We start from the raw sequence: 22,797 nt of genomic DNA on the forward strand, positions 1-22,797 counted from the left end.
GGCATGAAAAAAGGTTCCGAGTGAATCACTCGGAACCCTCAAGGGCGGATGAAGCGAGATTCGAACTCGCGGAGGGGGTTGCCCTCACACGCTTTCGAGGCGTGCTCCTTAGACCGCTCGGACATTCATCCACATGCTGCGCGAAAACGCAACCTGTTCATTATAAGCCTCTGCGCACGACGCGCAAGTCGGCGCGTCGCGTTCCGCCAAACACTGCACTAGTCGCATTGACTACCCCTCAGTCTCGCTTCGCGGGCCAGCTCGTCCCGCAATTACGGACGCGCTACGCGCGCATTCTGCCAGCTCGCCTGTCGGCTCGCACGTTGCCTACAAACAGCTCCGCTGTTTGCTTCACGGCAACGTCCTGACAAGGGGAGCCGAGAATATGATTCCGCCGGCGCCTACAGCGTCTGCTCGTGGACCGAGGCGTTGACCCACTGCGACTGCTTGACGTTGTATCCGGAGAAGATGCCGATGTCGAGCATGCAGTCGCGGTAATCGCGTCCGTGGGCGATCGTGATGTAGTTGTCGTCGACCATACGGTTGTGCGTCGGGTCGAGTCCGATCCAACGATGCCCCTGATACACCTCCACCCACGCGTGGGTGGCCCCCTCGCCGCCGAGCAGACCGGCGATGTAGCGCGCGATCAGCCCGCAGTGACGGCACACGGACAGCATCACATGCGCGTAGTCCTGGCACACGCCCTTGCGCTGGGCGAGCGCCTGCTCCGCGGTGGTGCGGATCGTGGTGGAGCCGGGCGTGTAGACGAACGCCTTGTACACCTCGTCCATGATCTCGCGGGCCTTATCGACCGGCGAGGCGTCCTCGGGCAGCGCCGCGAGCCGGCGGCGGCAGATGTCGGTGAGCGCCTCCACCGCCGGGCCGGGGATCGTCAACGCGGAGTCGAAGCGGTACAACGGCTTGTAGATCTCCGTCTTGATGTGCTCGTTGTCGACGAACGCGATGCCGGTGACCTTGTAGTTGAACACATCATGGGGTTCGGCGATGTAGCCGGTCTTCACCACCGAATCGAAGGAGTCGATGGTGGTTTCCAGCTCCACCTCGGGCTCGATGTCGATCTCCACGTCGACGACCTGCTGACGCGGGCCCGTCGCGGGAATGCACCGCAGCTGGAAACGGTGATCGGTGACGGGCGAGCTGAAGCTGAGCTTCATCTCGTAGTCAAACACCAGTTTTTTCATGAATCAGGGCTCCGTAAGATGTGATATACCTCATTCCACCTTACCAGCTTCGTCTCGCCTCACGGACGACGCGCGTCCATGTTCATCGCGCTGAACGAGCCGGGATCCTTGCGGTCGCCGGTGATCGAACGCTTGCCGAAATCGTCGAGGAACTCCTGCAGACGGGCCGTCAGCTCCGGGTAACCGCGCTGCGGGAGCTGGCCGAGCAGCCAGCCGACGCCCTCGGCGAAGCACTGCGGCAACGGCATGCCGTCCAGCGCATGCGAGTAGGAGCTGAGCTTCTTCAGCGGCGCCTCCATCTCCTCGATCGGCATGCCGAACCTCGTGTACAGGTCGAGGCGTTCGATGTACTTGCCAATGAAGATGAACGCCTTGAGCGTCATGTCGGCGGCCGAGTTCTCGATACCGCCCCAGAAGGCGAGCATGTCGTCGGCGATGTCGCGCTGTGCGTAGATGTCCGCGGAGCTCGCGAACCGTTCGGCGGCGTTGGTGATGTTCGTCACCGCCAGTTCAACGTACTGCAGCAGGCGCGACGAAAGTTCCGGACGCAGGACGACCGCGTTGTAGAACGCGGAGACGATGGCGCTGCGCACGGAATCGGGGTTCGTGCCGTCATAGAGGAACGAATGGATGAACGTGTCGAAGTCCTCGAAGTCCTCGGGCAAGTCGAGCGCGCGGGCGAACGGGCGGAAGGCGTCCGGGTTGTCGTCCATCACACGGTCGTAGAACGGGTAGAACTGGACCAGTGTGGTGAACGCGCGCTCGGTGTAGCGTCCCAGCCAGTACAGGTTGTCGGCCTTGGACGCGGTGACCAGCTGCAGCGAGTGCTTGCGCGCGTGCGGCATGAGGTTGACGGATTCGATCTCCTCGCCGTGGTTCGGGATCGTGCGGTCCTTCGGCGCCAGCACCCAGGTGTCCTTGAACCCGCCGCCTTGGGAGGAGTTGACGATCATCTGGCCGGGCACCGACGAGTAGCGGGTCAGGCCCGAATACCAGACGTGGGTGTTCTGCCCGGTCACGACGAAGGCGCGCAGATCGGCCTTGCGCGGGCTGTGCTCGCCGGTGGACGGGTCGACGACGTCGATGTCGCGGAACTGGATGATCTCCTGTGCGATGAAGCGTCGCGGATCGCTCTTGATGCGGTCGGCGAGCTCCTCGCGCTTGTCCTTGTCGAGGTCTCGGCCGAATACGACGCCGTAGCCGCCGGCCTCGGCCACGTCCTTGATGACGAGCTCGTCCATGCGGCTCAGGACCTCCTTGCGGTCCTTGTCGAACATCGGCATGTAGGTGGGCGCGTTGTGCAGGATCGGCTCCTCGCCCAGATAGTACTTGATCATCTGGGGCACGAAGTAGTAGATCGCCTTGTCGTCGGCGGCGCCGTTGCCCGGCGCGTTGACGATGGCCACGTTGCCGGCGCGGTACGCGGACAGCAGGCCCGGCACGCCGATCACGGAGTCGGGGTTGAAAGCGAACGGGTCGAGGTAGTCGTCGGCGAGACGACGGTAGACGACGCCGACGCGGTGGCGGTTGCCGGCGTAGTCGAGGAAGAACAGCTTGTTCTCCTCGACCTCGAGGTCCTCGGGGAAGGCGAGCGTGGCGCCTGTCTTCTCGGCGAGGTAGGCGTGCTCGAAGAACGCGGAATTGTAGCGGCCCGGAGTCAGGATCACGGCGATGCCCTCCGTGGAGACGAAGTCCATCGCCTTGCGCAGCAGACGCGGGTAGTCGCGGTTGTCGCGCACGCGCACCTCGCGGAACAGGCGCGGGTTGGAACGGCGTTCGATGTCGCGGGCGAACAGCGGGTAGCTGGCGCCGGAGGGGATGCGCAGGTTGTCCTCGAGCACCCACCAGCGTCCGTCCTCGCCCTGAACCAGATCCTCGCCGGCGATGTGCGCGAACACGCCGGCCGGCGGGGTGACGCCGTTGACCTGCGGATAGTAGCCGGCGGACGTGTAGACGAACTCCTCGGGCACGACGCCGTCATGGATGATGTTCTTGTCCGAGTAGATGTCCCTCAGGTAGGCGTTGAGCGCGTTGACGCGCTGCTTCAGTCCGGCCTCGAGCTCGTCGAACTCGTCGGATTCGATGATGCGCGGGATCGGATCGTAGGGGAACAGACGGTCATGGTATTCGCCGTTCTTGTATACACCGAAACGCACGCCGTTGCGGGCCAGCTCGCGGTTGATGCCCTCACGCCGTCCGACCAGTTCCGCCGCCAGCTTTTGCGCCGCCGATTCGATCATCGTGTCACACTTCCTTGCGTTTGCCGCGTGGCGCCGCTGCCCGCTCCACGCGTGTTAGCCGATATCTTATTGGTACTTGGCAAACGTAAGGTGAAGGCGTTTCGGCAAACGCGCGGAAATGTTACGAGCGCGTCACCGCCGTCGACGCGCCGGCGACGCGCTGTCAACGCGCCGTCGGATTCGGGCGGTGTCACGGCAGGGTGCGCACGGCGCGGATGGCCTGCGCGCGGCTCGCCAGCAGATCGTCCGCCGGATAGGCGACGTGTTCCAGCGTCAGCCCCTGCGGCGCGATCGGACCGGTCGATCCCTCGCGCTTCGGCACCGCCATCTTGGCGCGGAACCAGTCGAGGTCGCGTTTGCCGACACCGACCGCGACGCATGCGTTGACCAGTGACCGGACCATGTTGCGCGCGAACGCGTCGGCCACGATCGTGAAGCACACGAGTCCCGATTCAAGCGTGGGGACGACGTAGCCGCGATCCGGCCGCGCGGTTGCGTCCACGGCACCCTGCACGGACGCGTCCTGCACCGCGACGTCCTGCACCGCGGCGCACGGCAGCAGCGGACGGACCGGCACGCGCGTCCAATACGCGCGCTTGACCTCGCGGATCGTCGTGCCGCCCGGGTTCGGCGTGGCGAACGATCCGAAATCGTGCAGTCCGATGGTCTCGGCGGCGGCGGCGTTCATCGAATCCAGATCGAGATCGTCGTCGATGTGCAGCACGCAGCCGGCCAGACGCGGGTCGACCTCGCTCCCCCGGTCTGCGATGCGGTAGACGTAGGTGCGTTCCAACGCAGAGAAACGCGCGTCAAAGCCGTCCGGTGCCACGCTGATGCGGTGGATGGCGATGTCGCGAGGCAGCAGTCGCTGCAGCCGGTGAGCCAGGGCGACGGTCGCGGTCACCTGCATGTGGCCGACCGCCCGCGCGAGCACCGTTTCGGAGATGTCCAGATGGCACACCTGATGGCTGGCATGGACGCCGGTGTCCGTGCGCCCCGCCACCACGAGCCGCAATGGCTCGTCGGGATCGTCGGCGGGAACGTGCAGGATGCGGTGCAGTGCGGTCTCGATCTCGCCCTGCACGGTGCGGATGGCGGGCTGCGTCGCCCAGCCGAAGAAGGCGCCGCCGTCATAGGCGAGATCGATGCGCAACCGCACCTTGCCGGACTGCGTTCCACCGGCCGATTCCCTGTCAGTCGTGATCGTCATGGTTTCCCAAGATACAAGTTCGCCGGGAAGTTCGCCGGGATACGTCTGGGCGTAACGGGATACGCCCGGGATACGCCGGAGTACGCCGGGATACGAAAAGGGTCGGGAACCCCGTATGGGATTCCCGACCCTTTCACGTTGACGTCCCGCCAACCCTCATCCGCACGGTCGTCATCGCGACGGTGCGGATTCAGCGGCGGACAGCCATGAGCGTCGTTTCGCTCACTCGGCGTCGGCGGCCGGCTGCTCGGCGGCGGCCTCGGCCGGAGCCTCGGTGGCCTCAGTCGCCTCGGCCGGAGCCTCAGCGGCGGGAGCCTCGACCTTGGTGGCGGCCTCGGCTTCCTTCACCACGGCCTGCTTGGCGCTCACCGGCTCGGTGACGAGCTCGATGATGGCGGCCGGAGCGGAGTCACCCTTGCGCGGGGTGATCTTCACGATGCGGGTGTAGCCACCCTCACGCTGCTCCATCTGCTCGGCGATCTGGGTGAAGAGCGTGTGGACGACGGACTTGTTGCGCACGACACGCATCACGCGACGGCGGGAGTGCAGATCACCGCGCTTGGCGAAGGTGATCAGGCGCTCGGCCAGCGGACGAAGGCGCTTGGCCTTCGGCAGCGTGGTGACGATGCGGCCGTTCTGGAACAGGCTGGTGGCCATGTTCGCGAGCATCAGACGCTCGTGCGCCGGGCTGGAGGCCAGACGCGGGCCCTTCTTGGGTGTGGGCATAGTAACTCCTTTTAACGAGGTCGATTCAGGTGGGCAGAGGCCCGAACATCCGAATCGACCTCGTGGTTGGTCGAACTGCGGTTAACGGTTTCTCACTCGTCTTCAGGCGAGAAGAAGGTGCCGCCTTCGAGATTGTTGGTATCGAAGCCACCGAGCGGGGAAGCCTTGAGAGACATGCCCAGGGACTGGAGCTTCTCCTTGACCTCGTCAATGGACTTCATACCGAAATTGCGGATATCGAGCAGATCCTGCTCGGTGTGGGAGACCAGCTCGCCGATGGTGTGGATACCCTCGCGCTTGAGGCAGTTGTAGCTGCGCTGCGTGAGGTTGAGGTCCTCGATCGGCACGGCCAGCTCGGGGTTGGACTCCTCCACCACGGGGGCGGGGCCGACCTCGACGCCTTCGGCCTGGGTGTTGAGCTCACGGCACAGGCCGAAGAGCTCCACCAGGGTGGAACCGGCGGAAGCCACCGCGTCGCGCGGGGAGATGGCCGGCTTGGTCTCCACGTCAAGGACGAGCTTGTCGAAGTCCGTGCGCTGTTCGACACGGGTGGCCTCGACCTTGTAGCTCACCTTGAGCACAGGGGAGTAGATGGAATCGACCGGGATGCGGCCGATCTCATCGCTATCCTGCTTGTTCATCGCCGCCGGCACGTAACCACGGCCACGCTCGACGGTGAACTCGATCTCGAGTTCGCCGTCCTCGGCGAGGGTGGCGATGTGCATGTCGGGGTTGGCGATGGTCACACCGGCGGGCGGGGTGATGTCACCGGCGGTGACCTCGCCCTTACCGCTCTTGCGCAGATACATCACGACAGGCTCGTCGTACTCGCTGGTGAGCACGATTCCCTTGACGTTGAGCAGAATCTCGGTGACGTCCTCCTGGACACCCGGCAGAGTGGTGAACTCGTGCAGGGCACCGGAGATACGCACCGACGTCACAGCGGCACCCGGGATCGAGCTCAGCAGGGTTCGGCGCAGCGAGTTGCCAAGCGTGTAGCCGAATCCCGGTTCGAGCGGCTCGATGGTGAAGCGAGAACGCTGAGGGTTCAGCGATTCCTCGGTAAGAGTCGGACGCTGTGCAATAAGCACTGTGGTATCCTTTCAGCTTCTGACCGGTGGTGCACTCACCGGACCATAAGCGGGTTGGATGAATATTGTCTAGTAGTGCTCAGACGCGACGACGCTTCGGGGGACGAACGCCGTTGTGCGCTTGCGGGGTGACGTCGGTGATGGAACCGACTTCCAGGCCGGCGGACTGCAGGGAGCGGATGGCGGTCTCGCGACCGGAACCCGGGCCCTTGACGAAGACGTCGACCTTCTTCAGACCGTGCTCCATCGCCTTGCGGGCGGCGGACTCGGCGGCCATGCCAGCGGCGTACGGCGTGGACTTACGGGAGCCCTTGAAACCGACATCGCCACCGGAGGCCCAGGACACCACGGCGCCGGACGGATCGGTGATCGAAATGATCGTGTTGTTGAAAGTGGACTTGATGTGAGCCTGGCCGACCGGGATCGACTTGCGATCACGACGACGGGGCTTACGAGCGGCTTGCTTAGGCGCTGCCATTGACCCTCGTTTCCTTGTAACGAACTTATTGTTGTGAAATGGTGGTTCGGGCGATGGGTGTTACCCCGTGGCCCGTACCTTCAGCCACTACTACTTGGTGGCCTTCTTCTTTCCGGCGACCGTACGCTTCGGGCCCTTGCGGGTGCGGGCGTTGGTCTTGGTGCGCTGACCGCGCACAGGAAGTCCCTTACGGTGACGCAGGCCTTGGTAGCAGTTGATCTGAATCTTGCGACGAATGTCCGCGTCGATTTCACGACGCAGGTCGCCCTCGATCTTGTAGTTGGCCTCGAGGTAGTCACGCAGCGTGATCAGCTGCTCGTCGGTAAGATCCTTGACGCGGATGTCCGGGTTGATACCGGTCGCGGCAAGCGTTTCCTTGGCACGAGTGCGACCCACACCGAAAATGTAGGTGAGGGCGATCTCGATGCGCTTCTCATTGGGGATGTCGACTCCGGCAAGACGTGCCATTGCGATTCCTTCTTGTTGACGTAGGTCTTGCACCCACTCGCCCGGTTCCCCGGCACGGGCCTACGTGCCCGTGGTTCAGTGTCGTTCCCTTGCGGGAAGCACTGTGAATGAGTGCCTGATGATATGCCGCTGGAGAATCTTCTCTCAGCCCTGACGCTGCTTGTGGCGCGGGTTGGAGCAGATCACCATGACGCGGCCGTGACGACGGATCACGCGGCAGTTCTCGCAGATCCTCTTCACACTAGGGCTGACCTTCATGGTTTTCCTTTGCTTTTGTACCTTACTTATAACGGTACGTAATACGGCCGCGGTTGAGATCGTACGGGCTCATCTCGAGCACGACGCGATCCTGCGGAAGGATTCGGATGTAGTTCTTCCTCATCTTGCCGGAGATGGTGGCGAGCACGATGTGCTTGTTCTCAAGTTCGACGCGAAACATCGCGTTCGGCAGCGCTTCGACAACCCTACCTTCGACTTCAATCACACCGTCTTTTGCCATGGACTCCTGCTTCCATTCCTCGGTTGCATTACATGGGTGTACCCGAAGACACACCAAGTTACTAGAATACACAAGAACCGGACGAGACGACACATGGCGTGTCGTACCGTCCGGTTCCGTGATGTCGTGCTAGTTGCCGAGGCTGTGCCGGTCAGGCTCAGCGGGCGTCGAGCGCGGCGACGATGTTGGCCTGGATCGCGTCGATCTCGCCGACGCCGTCGATCTCGACCAGCTGGCCGCGGGACTTGTAGGTGTCCAGCAGCGGTGCGGTCTCCTTGGCATAGGTGGCGAGGCGCTTGGCGATGGCCTCCGGGTTGTCGTCGGTGCGGCCCTGCTCCTCGGCGCGCTTCGCGATGCGGTGCATCAGCACGTCGTGGTCGGCGTCCAGCGCCACGACGGCGTCGAGCGGGGTGCCGAGCTCCTCGAGCATGGCGTCCAGCGCCTCGACCTGGGCGGCGTTGCGCGGGTAGCCGTCGAGGATCCAGCCGTTCTTGGCGTCCTCCTGGGCCAGACGGTCCTTGACGATGGAGTTGGTCAGCTCGTCCGGAACCAGCTCGCCCTTGTCGGTGTAGGCGATGACCTTGAGGCCCAGCTCGGTCTTGCCCTTGATGTTGGCGCGGAAGATGTCACCGGTGGAGATGGCCGGGATGCCGTAGTGCTCGGCGAGCAGCGCAGCCTGGGTACCCTTGCCGACGCCCTGCGGGCCCATGATCAGAAGACGCATGTGATTCTCACTTTCCTTCGACGTGGTCGGTGTTCTCGAACAGGAATCCGGCGTACTGGAACTGTTCGGTCTGTGCCTTGGCCTGACGCAGGGTGTCGAGGCCGACGCCCGCGATGATCAGGATGGTGGTGCCGCCGAACGGCAGCTGGGTGTTGAGGCCGAGGGCCATGATGAGCACGGTCGGGATGAGCGCGACGAACAGCAGGTAGACGGCGCCCACCGTGTTCAGACGGTTCATGACGTAGCTCAGGTAGCGGCTGGTGGCGTTGCCCGCGCGGATGCCCGGGATGAAGCCGCCGTACTGCTTCATGTTGTCCGCGGTCTCGTCCGGGTTGAACGTGATCTCGGTGTAGAAGAAGCAGAAGAACACGATCATCAGCGCGTACAGCGCGATGTACCAGATGCTGGTGGTGTTCGCCAGGTTGGAGTTGATCCACTTGACCCAGCTCTGGTCGGACTTGCCGAACTGCGCGATGAGGGTCGGGATGGCGAGGATCGAGGAGGCGAAGATCGGCGGGATGACGCCGGACATGTTGATCTTCAGCGGCAGGTAGGTGGAGGAGCCGCCGTACATCTTGCGGCCGATCATGCGGCGGGTGTACTGCACCGGGATGCGGCGCTGGCACAGCTCGACGAAGTCGACGAAGATGAGGATCACGACGAGGACGGACACGACGATCGCGAACTTGGCCCAGTCGCCGTCGGTGCCGTTGGTGCCCCAGCCGATCTCCCACAGCTGCGGCAGGAAGCCGGAGCAGATGGACATGAAGATGAGGACGGACATGCCCTGACCGATGCCCTTGTCGGTGATGAGCTCGGCCATCCACATGATCAGGCCGGTGCCGCCGGTCATGATGAGGACCATGACGATGAGGTTCCACACGGAGCCGTCGGGGATGACCTGAGAGCAGGCGTAGTTGAACAGCGCGCCGGAGCGGGCGGTCACCAGAATGGTGGTGGACTGCAGGACGGCGAGGCCGATGGTCAGGTAACGGGTGTACTGGGTGAGCTTGGCCTCACCGGACTGGCCTTCCTTGTGCAGGGCCTCGAAGCGCGGGATGACGACGCGCAGCAGCTGGACGACGATGGACGCCGTGATGTACGGCATCACGCCCAGCGCGAAAATCGACAGCTGCAGCATGGCGTCGCCGGAGAAGAGGTTCACCAGTCCGATGAAGTTCTCCGAGCTAGTCTGCATGGCGCCGACACACTGCTGAACAACGGTGTAGTCCACACCCGGGGTGGGGATGAACGAACCGATGCGGTAGATAATGATGATGAACAGAACGAAGAGGATCTTCTTCCTCAGTTCCTTCGTCTTCAAGGCCTGGATTAACGTCCTCACCTGAAATCCTCCCATACCGCGCCCCATGGCGCGTACACACATACAAGCACGTTTTGCACGCTAGCGCACCAGCATATCCTACCGTGCCTACTTATCGCCAGCGAGGGGACGCATCCGCCCCATATCCTGAGATTTCGGGGATGTGCGGGAATCCCTCGAGATACCCGAGATACCCGAGATACCCGATCCCGAAAAGGTTCCGACATGAGATGACCCCCTTGCCCAATACAGGGCAAGGGGGTCATGACTCATATCATTCGTGTCCGAACAGGCCGATCACTCTGCAGCGATCAGTCCTCGGAGACGGTGCCGCCGGCGGCCTCGATCTTGGCCTTGGCGGAAGCGGAGGCCTTCACACCCTTGAGCGTGAACGCGACGGTGGTCTCGCCATCGCCGAGGACCTTCACCGGCTGGTTGGCGCGCACGGCGCCCTTCGCCACGAGGTCGGCCACGGTCACCTCGCCACCCTCCGGGAAGATCTCGGCGAGCTTGGCGATGTTGATGACCTGGAACTCCGTCTTGAACGGGTTCTTGAAGCCACGGAGCTTCGGCAGGCGCATGTACAGCGGCAGCTGGCCACCTTCGAAGCCCGGACGCACATGCGTGCGCTTGGTCTGGCCCTTGAAGCCGCGACCGGAGGTCTTACCCTTGGAGCCTTCACCACGACCCACGCGGGTGCGGTCCTTCTTGGCGCCCGGGGCGGGCTTCAGGTCGTGCATCTGCAGGATTTCGTTGTCTGCCATAATCAGTCGACCTCCTCGACAGTGACCAGGTGACGCAGGGCGTTCACCATGCCACGCACGGCCGGGGTGTCCTCACGGACGACCGTCTGGCCGATCTTGCGCAGGCCCAGGGTCTGGGCGGTCGCGCGCTGGTTCGGCTTACGGTTCACGAGACCGTGATGCAGCGTAATCTTCAGGTTCTTGGCCATACTCACTCACCGTCCTTCGCTTCGGCGGCCTTGGCGGCCTGAGCCTCCTCGCGGGCCTTGCGGGCCTCGGCGATGCCGAGGGCGCGGGCGCGCAGCAGGGCGTCCGGGGCGACTTCCTCGAGCGACAGACCACGGCGGGCGGCGATCTCCTCCGGCTCCTCAAGGTGCTTGAGGGCGTCGACGGTCGCACGCACCATGTTGATCGCGGTCGGCGAGCCCATGGACTTGGACAGCACGTCGGTGATGCCGGCGCACTCCATGACGGCGCGGACCGGGCCACCGGCGATAACGCCGGTACCGGGGGCGGCCGGGCGCAGCAGGACGGTGCCCGCGGCGTCGTGGCCGATCACCGGGTGGGTCACGGTGCCACGAACGCGCGGCACGGTGAACATGTGCTTCTTGGCGTCCAGCTGGCCCTTGGCGATGGCCGCCGGGACCTCACGGGACTTGCCGTAGCCGACACCCACGGTGCCGTTGCCGTCGCCGACCACCACGAGGGCGGCGAAGCTGAACGTACGGCCACCCTTGTGGGTCTTGGACACGCGGTTGATCGTCACGACGCGATCGAGGAGCTCATCGCCCTTGTTCTCTTCGCGACGGTTGCGACGCTCACCACGGCGGCCCTCGCCGCGACGGCCGCCACGACGGCCGCCACGACGGTCGTCGTTGGCGTTGTTCTCTTCAGCCGGAGCAGCCTGAGTGTTCTGAGTCTCTTCAGCCACCTGGGTTTCCTTCATTTCTTCGCTCACAGTGCCAGACCTCCCTCACGGGCGCCATCGGCGACGGCGGCGACTCGACCGGTGTACTTGTTGCCACCACGGTCGAACACGACAGCCTCGATGCCAGCGGCCTTGGCCTTCTCAGCGACCAGCTCGCCGACCTTCTTGGCGGCCTCGACCTTGGTGCCCTTGAAACCGGCGAACTCGGCGGTCAGCGTCGAAGCGGACACGAGGGTCTTGCCCTGGGTGTCGTCGACGATCTGGGCGACCATGTGACGGTTGGAGCGGGTGACCACCAGACGCGGACGCTCGGCGGTACCGGTGATGTGCTTGCGGATGCGGGCGTGGCGACGCAGACGCGCGACCTTCTTGCCCTTGCCGAAAATAGTGACGGTCATATCACTTACCAGCCTTTCCAGCCTTGCGCAGAATATGCTCGTCGGCGTACTTCACGCCCTTGCCCTTGTAGGGTTCCGGAGCGCGCAGCTTGCGGATGTTAGCGGCGACCTGGCCAACCTGCTGCTTGTCGGTGCCCTCGACGACCACGTGGGTCGGGTCGGTCACCTTGAGGGTGATGCCCTCCGGCGGGTTGACGGTGATGGTGTGCGAGTAACCGAGGGAGAACTCGATGCCCTGGCCCTTGGCGACGGCGCGGTAACCGGTGCCGACGATCTCGAGGGTCTTGGCGTAGCCATCGTGCACGCCCTTGACCATGCCGGCCATGATGGAGCGGGCCAGACCGTGCTTGGCACGGGTCGGACGAAGGTCGTCCGCGGCGGTGACGATGATCTCGTTGCCCTCGACGGCGGCGGAGATGCCTTCCGGGATGACGTAGGAGTCGGAACCCTTGGCGCCCTTGGCCTCGAAGTTCTGACCGTCGATCTTGACCTCAACGCCAGCGGGAACGGCGATGGGGAGCTTACCAATATGCGATGCCATGTGTCAGCTCTCCTTTCTCACCACACGTAGGCGACGATCTCGCCGCCGATGCCCCTGTCGAGGCATTCCTTCTGGGTCAGCAGTCCCGACGAAGTCGAGATGATGGCAATGCCGAGGCCACCGAGCGGCATCGGCAGGGAGTCGGACTTGGCGTAGCGACGCAGGCCCGGCTTCGAGATGCGCTTGATGCCCTGGATGGAGCGTTCGCCGTTGGGGCCGTACTTGAGGGTGACCTCGAGGGTCTGACCGACCTTGGCCTCCTTGGCGGCGAAGTCCTTGATGTAGCCCTCGCGCTTGAGGATCTCGGCGATGTTCGCCTTGAACTTGGAGTACGGCATGTCCACGGTCTCGTGCTTCGCCGCGCTCGCATTACGCAGACGCGTAAGCATGTCTGCGATCGGATCTGTCATTGTCATGTGGGCTAGTGCCCTTTCTCGCCGTGGTTTCCGCCGCCCGCTCCCCTATCGGGAGCAAGGCCGCGGACCTTCAGCGTCGATGTTTACCAACTGGACTTCGTAACGCCGGGGAGCTCGCCGCGGTGGGCCTTCTCGCGAAGGCAGATGCGGCACAGGCCGAACTTACGGTACACGGAATGGGGACGACCGCAGACCTGGCAGCGCGTGTAGGCACGCACCTTGAACTTCGGCTTGCCGGCCGCCTTGTTCTTAAGAGCGGTTTTTGCCATATCAGTTCTCCTTGAAGGGGAAGCCGAGATGCTTCAAGAGCGCGTAGGCTTCCTTGTCGTCCTTGGTGCTGGTCACCACGGTGATGTCCATACCGCGCTGGTGATCGATCGAGTCGGGATCGATCTCGTGGAACATGGACTGCTCGGTGAGACCGAAGTTGTAGTTGCCCTGACCATCGAACTGGTGGCCGTTGATACCGCGGAAGTCGCGGATACGCGGCAGAGCCAGCGACAGGAGACGATCGAGGAACTCCCACATGCGGTCGCCACGCAGGGTGACGTACGCGCCGATGGCCTGGCCCTCACGCAGGTGGAACTGCGCGACGGACTTCTTGGCCTTGGTGATCTTCGGCTTCTGGCCGGTGATCAGGGTGAGGTCCTTGACGGCGCCTTCGATGAGCTTGGAGTCACGCGCTGCGGCGCCGACGCCCATGGAGACGACGACCTTCTGCACGCGAGCGACCTGCATCGGGTTGGAGTACTTGAACTCCTTCTCGAGCTCGGGGATGATCTGCTCGTTGTACTGCACCTTCAAGCGCGGGGTGGCCGGCGCTTCGACGGTAGTGGTGTCGGTCATGCCAGCTCCTTTCCGGACTTCTTGGCGACGCGCACGCGCACGGTCTTGACCTTGCCGTCACGCGCCTCTTCCTTCACGACGATGCCAACGCGGGTCGGCTGCTTGGTCTCCGGGTCGATGACCATCACGTTGGAGCGATGGATCGGGGCCTCGGTGGAGACGATGCCGGACTGCTGGCCCTGCTGGGTCGCGCGAACGTGCTTCTTGACGATCTGGACGCCTTCGACGATCAGACGGTCGTTGGGCAGCACGCGCTTGACGGTGCCCTCCTTGCCGCGGTCCTTGCCGCGGATGACCTTCACCTGGTCGCCGGTCTTGATCTTGGCTGCCATTGTCAGATCACCTCCGGAGCGAGGGACGCGATGCGCATGAAGCGCTTGTCGCGCAGCTCACGAGCGATCGGTCCGAAAATACGAGTGCCCTTCGGTTCACGGCCGGAGCCGAGAATGACGGCGGCGTTCTCGTCGAACTTGATGTAGGAGCCGTCGGCACGACGGTGCTCCTTGACGGTGCGGACGACAACGGCCTTGACCACGTCGCCCTTCTTGACCGATCCGCCAGGGATCGCGTCCTTGACCGAGGCGACGATGACGTCGCCCAGGCCGGCATAGCGTCGCTTCGAACCGCCGAGCACGCGAATGGCAAGGAGTTCCTTGGCACCCGTGTTGTCGGCGACATGAAGCCGCGTTTCCTGCTGAATCATTGATTCTCCTTAGCCGAGCTGGTTCTCCCCGCACACCGGGGCGGTAGAGGAATAAGCACAGAGTATCTATTCATACCGCGCCCGGTGGACGGCGAGCCTTGCCGAACTTGTTTTTACTTGGCGTGCTCGATGATGGATTCGAGACGCCAACGCTTGGTCTTGCTCAGAGGCCGAGTCTCCATGATACTCACGAGGTCGCCAATTTTCGCCTCGTTGTGTTCATCGTGGGCCTTGACCTTCTTGGTGGTGCGGACGACCTTGCCGTACAGCGGGTGGGTCGAACGCTTCTCGAGCTCGACGGTGATGGTCTTGTCCATCGCATCGGACACGACGTAACCGCGGCGAACCTTGCGGAAGTTGCGCTCTTCAGCCATGATCACTTCTCCTTAGCGGTTTCAGTGGCGGCCGGCTCAGAGGTGATGCCAAGCTGACGCTCGCGCAGCACGGTGTACATGCGGGCGATGTCCTTCTTGACGGCCTTGAGGCGGGCGGTGTTTTCGAGCTGACCGGTGGCGTGCTGGAAGCGCAGGTTGAACAGCTCTTCCTTGGACTTCTTCAGGAAGCCCTCGATATCCGCGTTGGTCTTCTCATTGAGGTTCTTGATGGAGTACTCTTCGGTTCCGACTGCCATATCAGATGTCACCGCCTTCACGAGCAATCACACGGCACTTCATGGGGAGCTTGTCGATGGCGCGGCGGAGAGCCTCCTTGGCGACATCATCGGAGACACCACCGATCTCGAACATGACGCGACCGGGGTGGATGTTGGCGATCCAGAACTCAGGCGTACCCTTACCGGAACCCATTCGGGCGCCGAGGGCGTGCTTGGTGAGCGGGCGATCCGGGAAAATCGTGATCCACACGCGACCACCACGCTTGATGTAGCGGGTCATGGCGATACGCGCGGCCTCGATCTGGCGGTTGGTCACGTAGGCCGGGGCCAGCGCCTGGATGCCGAAATCACCGAAGTTGATCTCGTTACCGCCCTTGGACATGCCAGAGCGGATCGGACGATGCTGCTTGCGGTACTTGGTCCTCTTTGGGATAAGCATTCTAGCTCACTCCTTCGTTTCCGTGGCGGCGGGAGCCTCAGCGGCCTCGGCCTTCGGGGCCTCGGACTGCTGACGACCGGCACCGGCGTTGCGGTTGCCACGGCGCGGACGGCGATCGCCGCGACGGCCGGGGCGGTTGTTCTGCTGGGCCTGCTGCTCCTCGAACTCACGTTCGGTCATGTCGCCCTTGTAGATCCACACCTTGACGCCGATGCGGCCGTAGGTGGTCTTGGCCTCGAAGAAGCCATAGTCGATCAGGGCGCGGAGGGTCTGCAGCGGAACGCGGCCCTCGCGGTAGAACTCGGAACGGCTCATTTCCGCACCGCCGAGGCGGCCGGAGAGCTTGATGCGGATACCCTTGGCACCGGCGCGCATGGCGTCCTGCTGGGCCTTGCGCATGGCGCGACGGAAGGTGACGCGGTTGGTCAGCTGCTCCGCGATGCCCTGAGCGACGAGCTGGGCGTCCAGCGCGGCGTTCTTGACCTCGAAGATGTTGAGCTGGACCTGCTTGCCGGTCAGCTTCTCGAGCTTGGCGCGGACCTTCTCAGCCTCGGCGCCGCGGCGGCCGATCACGATGCCCGGACGGGCGGTGTGGATGTCGACGCGGACGCGGTCACGGGTGCGCTCGATGACGATCTTGCTCACGCCGGCGCGCTCGAGGTCCTTGTTCATCTCCTTGCGGATCTTGTCGTCCTCAAGCACGAAGTCGGAGTAACGCTCGCCGGCCTTGTTGGAGTCGGAGAACCACTTGGAGCGGTGGTTCTCGGTGATGCCAAGACGGTAGCCAAACGGATTGATCTTCTGACCCATCTTTAGCGGGCTCCTTCCTTGTTGGCCTTGTTGGCGACGACGACCGTGATGTGGCTCGTGCGCTTGTTGATGCGAGCGGCACGGCCCTGGGCGCGGGCGCGGAAACGCTTGAGCGTCACGCCTTCGTCCACATAGGTCTCCTTGATGTACAGGTCGTTCTCGCGGAACGGCTCGCCGGCCTTGTCAGCCTGGAAACGAGCGTTGGCGATCGCGCTCTCGAGGACCTTGCGAACCGGCAGGGACGCGTCCTGAGGGGCGAACTTGAGAATGGTAACGGCCTCGGTCGCCTGCTTGCCTCGGATGAGGTTGACCATGCGACGAGCCTTGCGCGGCGTCACGCGGACGTGACGGGCGATTGCTTTAGCTTCCATAAGTCATGCTCTCCTTTAGCGGCGGGCCTTCTTGTCGTCCTTCACGTGGCCCTTGAAGGTCTTCGTGGGGGCGAACTCACCGAGCTTGTGGCCGACCATCGCCTCGGTGACGAACACCGGGACGTGCTTGCGACCATCGTGAACAGCGAACGTGTGGCCGATGAAATCGGGGGTGATCATCGAACGGCGGGACCACGTCTTGATGACGTTCTTGGTGCCCTTCTCGTTCTGCTCGTCGACCTTCTTCTGCAAGTGGGCGTCGACGAAGGGGCCCTTCTTGATGCTACGAGTCATCTCTTCGAATCTTCCTTACTTGCGGTTCTTGCCATTCGGACGACGACGAACAATCATCTTGTTCGAGGCCTTCTTCGGACGACGGGTACGAACCTCGCCCTTGCCCCACGGGGAAACCGGCGGCTTGCCACCGCGGGTACGACCGCCGTGCGGGTGGTCGACCGGGTTCATGGACTCACCACGGGTGATCGGGCGCTTACCCATCCAACGGGCGCGACCGGCCTTGCCGAGCTGCACGTTGGCGTGGTCCTCGTTGCCGACCTCGCCGACGGTGGCGCGGCAGCGCGCGTCGACGTTGCGGATCTCGCCGGACGGCATACGCAACTGGGCGTAGGCGCCGTCCTTCGCGACGAGCTGAACCGCGGCACCGGCGGAGCGGGCGATCTTGGCGCCACCCAGCGGGCGGAGCTCGATCGCGTGCACGATGGTACCGGTCGGGATGTTCCTCAGCGGGAGGTTGTTGCCCGGCTTGATATCGGCCTGGGCGCCGGTCTCGATGCGGTCGCCCTGCTTGATGCCCTTCGGCGCGATGATGTAGCGCTTCTCGCCGTCCGCGTAGTGCAGGAGGGCGATGTTGGCGGTACGGTTCGGGTCGTACTCGATGTGGGCGACCGTGGCCGGCACGCCGTCCTTGTCCCAGCGACGGAAGTCGATGAGACGGTACTGGCGCTTGTGGCCGCCGCCGCGGTGGCGGGAGGTCATACGGCCGTAAGAGTTGCGACCGCCGGTCTTGGACAGCTTGCGAACCAGCGACTTCTCAGGCGTGGAGCGCGTGATCTCGGAGAAGTCCGAGACGGACGCGTTGCGGCGGCCTGCAGTCGTCGGCTTATAAACGCGGATAGCCATAATGTAGTTCTTCCTTTAACTTTTCTCGGCTAGCCTTCAGTTACCGAAGATGTCGATCGTCTGGCCCTCGGCGACGGTCACGATCGCGCGTTTCTCGTTGACGCGACGACCGAAACCGGTGCGGGTGCGCTGCTTCTTGCCAGCGCGGTTGAGGGTGTTGACGCTCGTCACCTTGACATTGAAGATCTCTTCGATAGCCTGCTTGATCTGCACCTTGTTCGCGGACGGGGCCACCACGAAGGTGTACTGGCCGCGATCGGAGTTGGCGTAGCTCTTCTCGGAGACGACGGGCTTAAGGATCACGTCGTGTGCCGGCTTGTGAATAGCGACCATGAAAATCAGGCCTCCTTCGGCTCGGTCTTCGCCGCGACGAAGGCCTCGAGGGCCTCCTTGGTGAAGACGACGTACTGCGCGGTGACCACGTCGTACGTGTTGAGCTGATCGACGAAAATCGGATGAACGGTCGGGATGTTGCGCACGGACAGCCACTCGTTCACGTTGTCGCGGGTGAGCACGACGGTGGTGAACTTGTCGTTGGTGACCGGGCTCAGCGCGGCGACGGCGGCCTTGGTGGACGGGGTCTCACCGATGCCGAAGTCGACCACGGCGATGCGACCGGCGTTGAAGCGGTCGGACAGCACGTAGCGCAGGGCGGCGGCCTTCATCTTCTTGGGGGTGCGCTGGGAGTAGTCGCGCGGCTGCGGGCCGAACACGACACCACCGTGGTACCACTGCGGGGCGCGGATGGAGCCCTGACGGGCGCGGCCGGTGCCCTTCTGCTTCCACGGCTTCTTGCCGCCGCCGGAAACGTTGGCGCGGGTCTTGGTGGCGTGGGTGCCCTGACGGGCGGCCGCAAGCTGGGCCACGACGACCTGGTGGATCAGCGGGACGTGGGCCTGCACGTCCTCGGCGGAGATGCCGAAGAGCTCGGCGGGCGCCTCGACGGTGCCGGTGTTCTGGCCGGCGTTGTCAGTGACGTTCAGAGTAACGTTTGCCATGGTTTATCAGGCTCCCTTCACCGCAGAACGGACGAGAACGATGCCGCCCTTCGGGCCCGGGATGGCGCCCTTGATGGCGAGGATGCCGTTCTCGACATCAGCGGAGACGACGGTGAGGTTCTGCGTGGTGGAGGTCACATGACCCATGCGACCGGCCATACGCTTGCCCTTGAGGATACGGCCCGGGGTAGCGCACGCGCCGACGGAGCCGGGGCGACGCTCGTTCTTGTGAGAGCCGTGGGAACGGCGGTAGGACTTGAAGCCCCAGCGCTTGATGGTGCCGGCGAAGCCCTTGCCCTTGGTGGTACCGGTCACGTCGACCTCGGTGCCCTCGGCGAAGAGCTCGGCGGTCAGTTCCTGACCGACCGTGTACTCGGCGGCGTTGTCCTCGCGCACCTCGACGAGGTGACGACGGGGGGTGACACCGGCCTTGGCGAAGTGGCCGGCGAGCGGCTTGGTCACCTTGGTCGGGTCGATCTGGCCGTAGCCGATCTGGACGGCGGTGTAGCCGTCGGTCTCATCGGTCTTGACGGCCGTGACCACGTTGGTGGAGACGTCCACCAGCGTGACGGGCACGAAGAAACCGTTCTCGTCCCAGACCTGAGACATGCCGATCTTCTTGCCAAGCAGAGCCTTGCAATCGTTCCTTTGCGACATAGTGGTTCCCTCCTCCCTTACAGCTTGATCTCGATGTTGACGTCCGCAGGCAGATCGATGTGCATCAGGGAGTCCACGGCCTTCGGGGTCGGGTCCACGATGTCGATGAGGCGCTTGTGCGTGCGCATCTCGAAGTGCTCGCGAGAATCCTTGTACTTATGAGGAGAACGAATAACACAGAAAACGTTCTTCTCGGTCGGCAGCGGAACGGGGCCAACAACAGTTGCGCCCGCGTTCGTCACCGTTTCGACGATCTTCTTCGCCGATTGGTCGATGACCTCGTGGTCATAGGACTTAAGCCTGATGCGGATTTTCTGTCCCGCCATTGCCGTCCGCCCTTTCTAGCGATTCGTGTACTGTTTACCAGCCTGCTTCTTAAGGGCACCGGCGCGCATGGCCTCCCTTGGACATACGTCCTCTGGCGGTCATCCGACATCAGTGCACGGCCCACCGTGATCGCTTGTGCGACCCCGGCCCCGTGCTCGCTTTGTTATTTCCAATGTGCGAGCCCAAATCAGGCAACTTGTTTATCTAAGCACCGGGGTCGGACGAAACATGATGCTCCGACCCCACGGCGTGTCGCGCCACTACTTGCGCAGACGGGCGAGGGCGCGGCGGGTGGCCTCACGGGTGGAGCCGGCGCCGTCGCCGCGCACGCCGGCCGCGACGAGGATCACCATGACGAAGCAGATCGCAGCGGAGATGCGCAACGCCCACTGGATGCCGAAGATGTTCGCGGAGATCGCGTCGAATCCGGCCGCGTGACGCACCGCGGTGAACGTCTCCATCAGGATGACGAGGATCGGCGCTCCCATCGCGCCGGCCACCTGACGCACCGTGTTGGTCACGGAGGAGCCGGCAGAGATCTCATCGGGCTCGAGGCAATTGAGCGACCAGGTGGTGATCGGCATCAGCAGCGATCCCATGCCGATCTGACGGACGAACTGGCAGATCGACACCCACCAGATCCATGTGTCGGAGGAGATCAGGCTCATGCCGACCGTGCCGACGGTGAGCACGATCGCGCCGAACAGGGCGACCGGGCGGGCACCGAAGCGGTCGAGCGCCTTGCCGCCGAACAGCTGCGAGATGCACTGGCCGATCGCGCCCGGGAGCATGATCAGGCCGCTCATCGTGGCGGAGAAGCCGCGGTCGTTCTGGATGTACAGCGGCATGATCACCAGGATCGAGCTGAACGCGAAGAACGCGAGCGAGGCGGTGACGGTGCCGACGGTGAACGAGCGGTTCCTGAGGACGCCGAGATCGAGCAGCGGCGGTTCGGGGGACTTGTTCGCGGGGCCGATGGATGCGGGATCGGCCGCATCGTCGCCCGCGGCATGACGCGCGGCGTACTCCTTATATATATGCGCGCGACGGATCTGACGGACGACGAACCAGATGATGCCGATCACGCCGACCAGCATCGCCCCCCACACCATCGGGCTGGCGAACGGATAGTTCTCGATGTTCGTGAAGCCGAACATCAGGCCGCCGAATCCGAAGATCGACAACGCCACGGAGAAGAAGTCGGCGCGTGCGGACGGATCGTTCTCGCCGAAGTTGTGCAGCCACAGGCACGCCGCGATCAGGGAGACGACGCCGATGACGGTCAGCGTCAGGAACATCGACCGCCAGCCGTTCGCGTCGGTCTGGAGTCCGCCGAGCGTCGGGCCGATGGCCGGGGCGACGCTCATCGCGATGCCGACCATGCCCATCGCCGCGCCGCGACGCGACAGCGGATAGATCGAGAAGACGGTGATCTGCAGCACCGGCCACATGACGCCGGTGCCGATCGCCTCGAGCACGCGTCCGAGCAGCAGCACCAGGAACGAGGGCGCGAGCCACGCGCATACGGAGCCGAGGGTGAACACCGCCATCGAGACGATGACGATCTGGCGGGTGGAGAACCGGCGTGTGAGGAACGCCGTGAGCGGCACCATCACGCCCATCACCAGCTGGAAGACCGATGTGAGCCACTGACCGGTGGTGACGTTGATCCCGAACTCGTCGACGATCGACGGCAGGGCCGCGCTCAACTGGAGCTGGGTGAAGTTGCCGACGAACGTGATGAACGTGAGGATCGCCAGCGAGACGAACGCCGTGTGCGTGAGCTTGCCGTCGACGAACGATTCCTCACGGGTGAGCACCTTGTCCATTCCGCGCCCATCCGCTCCATGCCTGTCCGTTCCGCGTGTGGTTGCCATATGCCGCATACTTCTTCCCGTGCCGCACCGGGCCGCGCAGGCGTCCCTCGCCCGCCGCGCCCACAAAAGCACTCGGATACGCTATACCCACCTCTGTACGGTGTCGCGGGCTTTCGCCCATAGGCGATTCAGAGCTGGTTCGGGCGATCCGGGGCTATTCGGGGCTATTCAAGGCGAGTTCGACAACGGTGTGAGACAGTTCACGTCCATCCGACCATGCGGGGTCTTGAAGGACGATTCGCGCGGCCTTTATATTACGAATCGTGAGCGAACTCAAGGGCAAGGCCATCGAGCCGATCCACGAACACAGGGCGAACGTGCTCTACCAGCACGGCACGCTGGCGCTGCTGGTGCCGGGACTGCTGGAGGGCACCACCACGATGGGCGAACTGCTCACCCACGGCGACACCGGCATCGGCACGGGGGAAGGTCTCGACGGCGAGATCATCGTGCTCGACGGACACGCGTGGAAGGTCGGGCGCACCGGTGTGGTCGAGGCGGTGCCGGACGACCTGACGCTGCCGTTCGCGAACATCCACCGCGCGGCGTTCCAGTACCAGTGCGAACGCAGCGACATCGGACTGGAGGAACTGAACCGGCGCATCGTCGAGGCGAACGGACGCGCGAACACGTTCTTCTCGGTCATCGTGCGCGGCACGTTCAGCTTCATCAAGACGCGCGCGGTCATCAAGCAGCAGGCCCCCTACCCCACGCTGGAGGAGGTGGCCGACCGTCAGGCGATATTCCTCGGGCACGACGTCAAAGGCACGATGCTCGGCTACTTCTCGCCGGTCATGTTCCACGGGGCCGCGGTGGCGGGATTCCACGAGCATTTCCTCGCCGACGACCATTCGATCGGCGGGCATGTGCTCGACGCGGTGCTCGAGCGCGGCGAGATCTTGAGCCAGGTATTCGACACGCTGGTCACGCACCTGCCGGTGGACAATCCCGACTACCGCAACCACGACTTCTCACGGGACAACATCGCCGAGGCGATCACCAACGCGGAGAGCGACACCGCGAAATAG

The 22,797-nt window shown here is 63.8% G+C and carries 34 protein-coding genes and 1 tRNA gene; 1 reads left to right on the plus strand and 34 read right to left on the minus strand.

Features of this window, described 5'->3' with window-relative positions:
• Nucleotides 1–45: 45 nt before the first annotated feature.
• From CSQ85_RS09680 to CSQ85_RS09845, 34 genes are all read right to left on the minus strand, one after another.
• Nucleotides 46–131, minus strand: a tRNA-Ser gene (locus CSQ85_RS09680).
• Nucleotides 132–401: 270 nt separating this feature from the next.
• The gene (locus CSQ85_RS09685) at nt 402–1,202 is read right to left on the minus strand and encodes a transglutaminase family protein (RefSeq protein WP_150383899.1); all 801 of its coding nucleotides are present in this window, start codon (nt 1,200–1,202) and stop codon (nt 402–404) included.
• 59 nt (nt 1,203–1,261) lie between these two features.
• A complete protein-coding gene (locus CSQ85_RS09690) occupies nt 1,262–3,442 on the minus strand; it encodes a circularly permuted type 2 ATP-grasp protein (protein ID WP_150383900.1) in 2,181 nt (726 codons plus the stop codon).
• A 190-nt stretch (nt 3,443–3,632) separates the two neighbouring features.
• Nucleotides 3,633–4,652: a tRNA pseudouridine synthase A gene (locus tag CSQ85_RS09695; RefSeq protein ID WP_150383901.1), complete on the minus strand. Its 1,020-nt coding sequence runs from the start codon at nt 4,650–4,652 to the stop codon at nt 3,633–3,635.
• 222 nt (nt 4,653–4,874) lie between these two features.
• Nucleotides 4,875–5,378, minus strand: a complete 504-nt coding sequence (gene rplQ / locus CSQ85_RS09700) for a 50S ribosomal protein L17 (RefSeq protein WP_150383902.1) — start codon at nt 5,376–5,378, stop codon at nt 4,875–4,877.
• Between the two features lie 92 nt (nt 5,379–5,470).
• Complete coding sequence (locus tag CSQ85_RS09705; protein ID WP_150383903.1) at nt 5,471–6,469, minus strand: DNA-directed RNA polymerase subunit alpha; 999 nt, start codon at nt 6,467–6,469, stop codon at nt 5,471–5,473.
• Between the two features lie 79 nt (nt 6,470–6,548).
• A complete protein-coding gene (gene rpsK / locus CSQ85_RS09710; RefSeq protein WP_043164473.1) occupies nt 6,549–6,947 on the minus strand; it encodes a 30S ribosomal protein S11 in 399 nt (132 codons plus the stop codon).
• A 90-nt stretch (nt 6,948–7,037) separates the two neighbouring features.
• Nucleotides 7,038–7,415, minus strand: a complete 378-nt coding sequence (gene rpsM / locus CSQ85_RS09715; protein ID WP_107042202.1) for a 30S ribosomal protein S13 — start codon at nt 7,413–7,415, stop codon at nt 7,038–7,040.
• Between the two features lie 144 nt (nt 7,416–7,559).
• On the minus strand, nt 7,560–7,673 hold the full coding sequence (gene rpmJ / locus CSQ85_RS09720) for a 50S ribosomal protein L36 (protein ID WP_043164480.1): 114 nt from the start codon (nt 7,671–7,673) through the stop codon (nt 7,560–7,562).
• A gap of 22 nt (nt 7,674–7,695) precedes the next feature.
• Nucleotides 7,696–7,914, minus strand: a complete 219-nt coding sequence (infA, locus tag CSQ85_RS09725) for a translation initiation factor IF-1 (protein ID WP_004268611.1) — start codon at nt 7,912–7,914, stop codon at nt 7,696–7,698.
• A 157-nt stretch (nt 7,915–8,071) separates the two neighbouring features.
• Nucleotides 8,072–8,638, minus strand: a complete 567-nt coding sequence (locus tag CSQ85_RS09730) for an adenylate kinase (RefSeq protein WP_150383904.1) — start codon at nt 8,636–8,638, stop codon at nt 8,072–8,074.
• Nucleotides 8,639–8,645: 7 nt separating this feature from the next.
• Nucleotides 8,646–9,983, minus strand: coding sequence for a preprotein translocase subunit SecY (gene secY / locus CSQ85_RS09735; protein WP_107042211.1), 1,338 nt, complete (start codon nt 9,981–9,983; stop codon nt 8,646–8,648).
• A 290-nt stretch (nt 9,984–10,273) separates the two neighbouring features.
• Nucleotides 10,274–10,726 carry a 50S ribosomal protein L15 gene (rplO, locus tag CSQ85_RS09740; RefSeq protein ID WP_150383905.1) on the minus strand — a complete coding sequence of 151 codons (453 nt, stop codon included), beginning with the start codon at nt 10,724–10,726 and terminating at the stop codon, nt 10,274–10,276.
• 2 nt (nt 10,727–10,728) lie between these two features.
• A complete protein-coding gene (rpmD, locus tag CSQ85_RS09745; protein ID WP_043164486.1) occupies nt 10,729–10,914 on the minus strand; it encodes a 50S ribosomal protein L30 in 186 nt (61 codons plus the stop codon).
• Between the two features lie 2 nt (nt 10,915–10,916).
• A complete protein-coding gene (rpsE, locus tag CSQ85_RS09750) occupies nt 10,917–11,663 on the minus strand; it encodes a 30S ribosomal protein S5 (protein WP_181281918.1) in 747 nt (248 codons plus the stop codon).
• The gene (rplR, locus tag CSQ85_RS09755) at nt 11,660–12,031 is read right to left on the minus strand and encodes a 50S ribosomal protein L18 (RefSeq protein WP_107042198.1); all 372 of its coding nucleotides are present in this window, start codon (nt 12,029–12,031) and stop codon (nt 11,660–11,662) included. The genes rpsE and rplR overlap by 4 nt, the downstream gene beginning before the upstream one ends.
• A 1-nt stretch (nt 12,032) precedes the next feature.
• On the minus strand, nt 12,033–12,572 hold the full coding sequence (rplF, locus tag CSQ85_RS09760) for a 50S ribosomal protein L6 (protein WP_107042197.1): 540 nt from the start codon (nt 12,570–12,572) through the stop codon (nt 12,033–12,035).
• A 17-nt stretch (nt 12,573–12,589) separates the two neighbouring features.
• Nucleotides 12,590–12,988 carry a 30S ribosomal protein S8 gene (gene rpsH / locus CSQ85_RS09765; RefSeq protein ID WP_107042196.1) on the minus strand — a complete coding sequence of 133 codons (399 nt, stop codon included), beginning with the start codon at nt 12,986–12,988 and terminating at the stop codon, nt 12,590–12,592.
• Between the two features lie 83 nt (nt 12,989–13,071).
• On the minus strand, nt 13,072–13,257 hold the full coding sequence (locus CSQ85_RS09770; protein WP_003814530.1) for a type Z 30S ribosomal protein S14: 186 nt from the start codon (nt 13,255–13,257) through the stop codon (nt 13,072–13,074).
• A 1-nt stretch (nt 13,258) separates the two neighbouring features.
• Nucleotides 13,259–13,834 carry a 50S ribosomal protein L5 gene (gene rplE / locus CSQ85_RS09775; RefSeq protein ID WP_107042195.1) on the minus strand — a complete coding sequence of 192 codons (576 nt, stop codon included), beginning with the start codon at nt 13,832–13,834 and terminating at the stop codon, nt 13,259–13,261.
• Nucleotides 13,831–14,166, minus strand: coding sequence for a 50S ribosomal protein L24 (gene rplX / locus CSQ85_RS09780; protein ID WP_107042194.1), 336 nt, complete (start codon nt 14,164–14,166; stop codon nt 13,831–13,833). Before rplX ends, rplE begins: the two co-directional genes overlap by 4 nt.
• Before the next feature lie 2 nt (nt 14,167–14,168).
• Entirely contained in the window at nt 14,169–14,537 is a 369-nt protein-coding gene (gene rplN, locus CSQ85_RS09785) for a 50S ribosomal protein L14 (RefSeq protein WP_107042193.1), read from the minus strand.
• Between the two features lie 113 nt (nt 14,538–14,650).
• Entirely contained in the window at nt 14,651–14,911 is a 261-nt protein-coding gene (gene rpsQ, locus CSQ85_RS09790; RefSeq protein ID WP_107042192.1) for a 30S ribosomal protein S17, read from the minus strand.
• Between the two features lie 2 nt (nt 14,912–14,913).
• Nucleotides 14,914–15,168 carry a 50S ribosomal protein L29 gene (gene rpmC, locus CSQ85_RS09795; RefSeq protein ID WP_107042191.1) on the minus strand — a complete coding sequence of 85 codons (255 nt, stop codon included), beginning with the start codon at nt 15,166–15,168 and terminating at the stop codon, nt 14,914–14,916.
• Between the two features lies 1 nt (nt 15,169).
• A complete protein-coding gene (rplP, locus tag CSQ85_RS09800) occupies nt 15,170–15,589 on the minus strand; it encodes a 50S ribosomal protein L16 (protein WP_150383906.1) in 420 nt (139 codons plus the stop codon).
• 6 nt (nt 15,590–15,595) lie between these two features.
• Nucleotides 15,596–16,399: a 30S ribosomal protein S3 gene (gene rpsC, locus CSQ85_RS09805; protein WP_107042189.1), complete on the minus strand. Its 804-nt coding sequence runs from the start codon at nt 16,397–16,399 to the stop codon at nt 15,596–15,598.
• Nucleotides 16,400–16,401: 2 nt separating this feature from the next.
• Entirely contained in the window at nt 16,402–16,770 is a 369-nt protein-coding gene (rplV, locus tag CSQ85_RS09810; protein ID WP_107042188.1) for a 50S ribosomal protein L22, read from the minus strand.
• A gap of 15 nt (nt 16,771–16,785) precedes the next feature.
• Nucleotides 16,786–17,064: a 30S ribosomal protein S19 gene (rpsS, locus tag CSQ85_RS09815; RefSeq protein WP_003814508.1), complete on the minus strand. Its 279-nt coding sequence runs from the start codon at nt 17,062–17,064 to the stop codon at nt 16,786–16,788.
• A 15-nt stretch (nt 17,065–17,079) separates the two neighbouring features.
• A complete protein-coding gene (rplB, locus tag CSQ85_RS09820; RefSeq protein ID WP_107042187.1) occupies nt 17,080–17,910 on the minus strand; it encodes a 50S ribosomal protein L2 in 831 nt (276 codons plus the stop codon).
• Between the two features lie 36 nt (nt 17,911–17,946).
• Nucleotides 17,947–18,243, minus strand: coding sequence for a 50S ribosomal protein L23 (rplW, locus tag CSQ85_RS09825; protein WP_043164517.1), 297 nt, complete (start codon nt 18,241–18,243; stop codon nt 17,947–17,949).
• Between the two features lie 5 nt (nt 18,244–18,248).
• A complete protein-coding gene (gene rplD / locus CSQ85_RS09830) occupies nt 18,249–18,908 on the minus strand; it encodes a 50S ribosomal protein L4 (RefSeq protein WP_107042186.1) in 660 nt (219 codons plus the stop codon).
• Nucleotides 18,909–18,914: 6 nt separating this feature from the next.
• The gene (rplC, locus tag CSQ85_RS09835) at nt 18,915–19,565 is read right to left on the minus strand and encodes a 50S ribosomal protein L3 (RefSeq protein ID WP_107042185.1); all 651 of its coding nucleotides are present in this window, start codon (nt 19,563–19,565) and stop codon (nt 18,915–18,917) included.
• Nucleotides 19,566–19,582: 17 nt separating this feature from the next.
• Nucleotides 19,583–19,891 carry a 30S ribosomal protein S10 gene (gene rpsJ / locus CSQ85_RS09840; RefSeq protein WP_003827292.1) on the minus strand — a complete coding sequence of 103 codons (309 nt, stop codon included), beginning with the start codon at nt 19,889–19,891 and terminating at the stop codon, nt 19,583–19,585.
• Nucleotides 19,892–20,152: 261 nt separating this feature from the next.
• Nucleotides 20,153–21,721: an MDR family MFS transporter gene (locus tag CSQ85_RS09845; RefSeq protein WP_395956782.1), complete on the minus strand. Its 1,569-nt coding sequence runs from the start codon at nt 21,719–21,721 to the stop codon at nt 20,153–20,155.
• A gap of 311 nt (nt 21,722–22,032) precedes the next feature.
• Between CSQ85_RS09845 and budA the strand changes: the two genes are divergently transcribed.
• Nucleotides 22,033–22,797, plus strand: a complete 765-nt coding sequence (gene budA, locus CSQ85_RS09850; protein WP_150383908.1) for an acetolactate decarboxylase — start codon at nt 22,033–22,035, stop codon at nt 22,795–22,797.

The organism is Bifidobacterium rousetti (assembly GCF_008698235.1).
Taxonomy (GTDB): Bacteria; Actinomycetota; Actinomycetes; order Actinomycetales; family Bifidobacteriaceae; genus Bifidobacterium; species Bifidobacterium rousetti.

Bases quoted from the DNA above. Each gene is read 5' to 3' on its own strand.
- rplO (WP_150383905.1), bottom strand. From the start codon at position 10,726: ATGGCAGACAACGAAATCCTGCAGATGCACGACCTGAAGCCCGCCCCG.
- rpsS (WP_003814508.1), bottom strand. From the start codon at position 17,064: ATGACTCGTAGCATCAAGAAGGGCCCCTTCGTCGACGCCCACTTGCAG.
- rplB (WP_107042187.1), bottom strand. From the start codon at position 17,910: ATGGCTATCCGCGTTTATAAGCCGACGACTGCAGGCCGCCGCAACGCG.
- rpmJ (WP_043164480.1), bottom strand. From the start codon at position 7,673: ATGAAGGTCAGCCCTAGTGTGAAGAGGATCTGCGAGAACTGCCGCGTG.
- rpsH (WP_107042196.1), bottom strand. From the start codon at position 12,988: ATGACAATGACAGATCCGATCGCAGACATGCTTACGCGTCTGCGTAAT.
- CSQ85_RS09685 (WP_150383899.1), bottom strand. From the start codon at position 1,202: ATGAAAAAACTGGTGTTTGACTACGAGATGAAGCTCAGCTTCAGCTCG.
- rpsK (WP_043164473.1), bottom strand. From the start codon at position 6,947: ATGGCAGCGCCTAAGCAAGCCGCTCGTAAGCCCCGTCGTCGTGATCGC.
- CSQ85_RS09690 (WP_150383900.1), bottom strand. From the start codon at position 3,442: ATGATCGAATCGGCGGCGCAAAAGCTGGCGGCGGAACTGGTCGGACGG.
- rplR (WP_107042198.1), bottom strand. From the start codon at position 12,031: ATGACCGTCACTATTTTCGGCAAGGGCAAGAAGGTCGCGCGTCTGCGT.
- rplF (WP_107042197.1), bottom strand. From the start codon at position 12,572: ATGGCATCGCATATTGGTAAGCTCCCCATCGCCGTTCCCGCTGGCGTT.
- rplE (WP_107042195.1), bottom strand. From the start codon at position 13,834: ATGACCGACACCACTACCGTCGAAGCGCCGGCCACCCCGCGCTTGAAG.
- rplQ (WP_150383902.1), bottom strand. From the start codon at position 5,378: ATGCCCACACCCAAGAAGGGCCCGCGTCTGGCCTCCAGCCCGGCGCAC.
- infA (WP_004268611.1), bottom strand. From the start codon at position 7,914: ATGGCAAAAGACGGTGTGATTGAAGTCGAAGGTAGGGTTGTCGAAGCG.
- rplX (WP_107042194.1), bottom strand. From the start codon at position 14,166: ATGGCAGCCAAGATCAAGACCGGCGACCAGGTGAAGGTCATCCGCGGC.
- rplC (WP_107042185.1), bottom strand. From the start codon at position 19,565: ATGTCGCAAAGGAACGATTGCAAGGCTCTGCTTGGCAAGAAGATCGGC.
- rpmD (WP_043164486.1), bottom strand. From the start codon at position 10,914: ATGGCCAAGAACCTGAAGATTACGCTGCATCACGGTCTCGTGAACCGT.
- rpsJ (WP_003827292.1), bottom strand. From the start codon at position 19,891: ATGGCGGGACAGAAAATCCGCATCAGGCTTAAGTCCTATGACCACGAG.
- rplN (WP_107042193.1), bottom strand. From the start codon at position 14,537: ATGATTCAGCAGGAAACGCGGCTTCATGTCGCCGACAACACGGGTGCC.
- CSQ85_RS09770 (WP_003814530.1), bottom strand. From the start codon at position 13,257: ATGGCAAAAACCGCTCTTAAGAACAAGGCGGCCGGCAAGCCGAAGTTC.
- rpsQ (WP_107042192.1), bottom strand. From the start codon at position 14,911: ATGGCTGAAGAGCGCAACTTCCGCAAGGTTCGCCGCGGTTACGTCGTG.
- CSQ85_RS09695 (WP_150383901.1), bottom strand. From the start codon at position 4,652: ATGACGATCACGACTGACAGGGAATCGGCCGGTGGAACGCAGTCCGGC.
- rpmC (WP_107042191.1), bottom strand. From the start codon at position 15,168: ATGGCAGTCGGAACCGAAGAGTACTCCATCAAGAACCTCAATGAGAAG.
- rpsM (WP_107042202.1), bottom strand. From the start codon at position 7,415: ATGGCACGTCTTGCCGGAGTCGACATCCCCAATGAGAAGCGCATCGAG.
- CSQ85_RS09730 (WP_150383904.1), bottom strand. From the start codon at position 8,638: ATGCGTCTTCTGATCATGGGCCCGCAGGGCGTCGGCAAGGGTACCCAG.
- rplW (WP_043164517.1), bottom strand. From the start codon at position 18,243: ATGGTCGCTATTCACAAGCCGGCACACGACGTGATCCTTAAGCCCGTC.
- rpsC (WP_107042189.1), bottom strand. From the start codon at position 16,399: ATGGGTCAGAAGATCAATCCGTTTGGCTACCGTCTTGGCATCACCGAG.
- rplP (WP_150383906.1), bottom strand. From the start codon at position 15,589: ATGCTTATCCCAAAGAGGACCAAGTACCGCAAGCAGCATCGTCCGATC.
- rplV (WP_107042188.1), bottom strand. From the start codon at position 16,770: ATGGAAGCTAAAGCAATCGCCCGTCACGTCCGCGTGACGCCGCGCAAG.
- rplD (WP_107042186.1), bottom strand. From the start codon at position 18,908: ATGGCAAACGTTACTCTGAACGTCACTGACAACGCCGGCCAGAACACC.
- CSQ85_RS09845 (WP_395956782.1), bottom strand. From the start codon at position 21,721: ATGGACAAGGTGCTCACCCGTGAGGAATCGTTCGTCGACGGCAAGCTC.